Origin of the sequence: uncultured Tateyamaria sp. (assembly GCF_947504105.1) — a bacterium.
GTDB lineage: Bacteria > Pseudomonadota > Alphaproteobacteria > Rhodobacterales > Rhodobacteraceae > Tateyamaria.
In genome coordinates, this window is record NZ_CANNGP010000124.1 from 1 (window position 1) to 1,845 (window position 1,845).

Below are 1,845 nucleotides of genomic sequence, written 5' to 3' on the forward strand. Positions count from 1 at the left end.
GGTGGCCACGATGAGCAACAAACCCTCTCTTAGCAAATACCGCTATTTGGACCCATAGGCGCTGACGTCAGACAGTCGAAGGCATTGCGCCAATCCGATGTGCAGGGGTACTTGTCCGAGTTTATGTTCCACGCGCTCATGGAAATATGCGAACTTTTCTCACACGGAGAATGCTGGAACCAATTCAAGGCGGCCGGATATGGCTCAGGTCAAAAGTCGGATGCTTTAAAATGCGTGTTTCTTGGAAAAGTGATTTCAAACGTTGACGCGTTGTAATGACCGCCTCGATCCGAGATATGAGCGCCCTACGAATTGAAAAAGACTACGCGGTACCGCTGCTAAATGCTGTGTACCCGTTTTTGACATCCAGTGCAGAACCTTGGGTTTCATACGTGGGCGAACGTTCGTCGCGACCGGGCCCTATTCCTTCCGCTCAGCGGCCTGCCAAAACTCCTCAAGGTTCGAGATCAGCTGATCACTGAAATGGCACTCGGCCTGCGACTTGGCGTAGTAAGCGAGATAGGCGCAAAACTGCTCCGGTGTTTCCTGACCCAACCGGAAGGCCCGGCGGTTCGCGACGGCGCTCACTGTACCTGAGTGCAGGTAACTCCGCGCCGCCTCTTGGGTGGCAGCTGTAGTTTGATCAGCAGGCACTATCTCATCGCAAATCGTCCGCCCGATTTCGGACGCGCAGTCATACATGGCTTGCGATTGGATGGCGCGCCGCGCCGGTCGGTCCCCAGTGAAGCGCCACATGCGCATGTTGGCGAAGCCAGGGATGATACCTTCCTTCCGTGCTGGAAGGGAAAGATACGCGTTGGCGGACGCCACGATGTAATCACACACAAGCAGAAGTTGGCATGCCCCGCCGATGGCGAAGCTGTCGATCTGTGCCAACCAAGGTTTCTCTCTCGTCTCGCCCGAGGCATCGTCTGGAAACACGGAGGCCTGCGCTAAGCCGCGATAGATCTTATTCACAAACCCAGCTTCTCTCTTAATGTACCAAGTGTAGGGGATCTCGCCACGGTAAAGCCGGGTTAGATTGATGCCCGAACCGAAGACCCGGCGCCCCGCATACTTCCCACTTTCAATTTCTGCGCCGCGCAGAACGCAAAGTTGCGTATCAGGGCAGAGCAGCGCCAGATCGACTGCGATCTCCAATCCGTTAAGAGTTGAATTATCCTCGGCATTGAGAAAGCGCGTGTTTTTCAGTGTAACTACGGACGTCTGACCATGCGTCTCTACCTTTGCACCGGGCAGCGTGATGCGTTTTTCCGCAATATAGCGCGGTAATAGCCTCTCCGCCTCCTGACTTGGCAAAAGCATCATGTGGTAGAAGTGGCGGCTTGTTTTGGGTCGACGCAGAAGATGATGAAGGAAGAGAGCTTGTTGCCGTTCCCATCCTTCTTTGTCGGCAAGGCGCTTGCCAGCATCCGCCGAAAGCGCATCGGATCCAGGCAGAAGGCCAGGCACGATCCGGGCTGCTTGAATCAAGATATCGTCGAAACGGACGAAGCGGGCCAGACGATCCGTGATTGTATCATAGATCAGCTCGACATAGCGGTCCAAGAAACGGGCACGCGCCACCTGCGCGATGTCGAAGAGTTCGGCTACCCGCTCCGTCTGAGCATGGGTGCGCATGGGTTTGTCCGGCAATGCGGTGATCGTTGTCTCGATCTGCGCCCAAAACGCCGCATGTCGTTCACGATCCGTCTCGAATGTGCCGGTTAAGGCGGGCGCGTCCATAGCACTACCACGTTTTTGGGTGACAGAGGTGGTCCTAGATTTTCGACCAATTTGCAGCCGGTTTAAGATGGATCAGGGGTTCATTTAGGCTGCTATTCT

At 55.2% G+C, this 1,845-nt stretch carries 1 protein-coding gene; it reads right to left on the bottom strand.

Going from position 1 to position 1,845, the window contains the following annotated elements; all coding sequences use genetic code 11:
* Positions 1-420: 420 nt before the first annotated feature.
* Complete coding sequence (locus Q1A75_RS23795) at positions 421-1,746, bottom strand: enoyl-CoA hydratase/isomerase family protein (RefSeq protein WP_299593521.1); 1,326 nt, start codon at positions 1,744-1,746, stop codon at positions 421-423.
* Positions 1,747-1,845 lie beyond the last annotated feature (99 nt).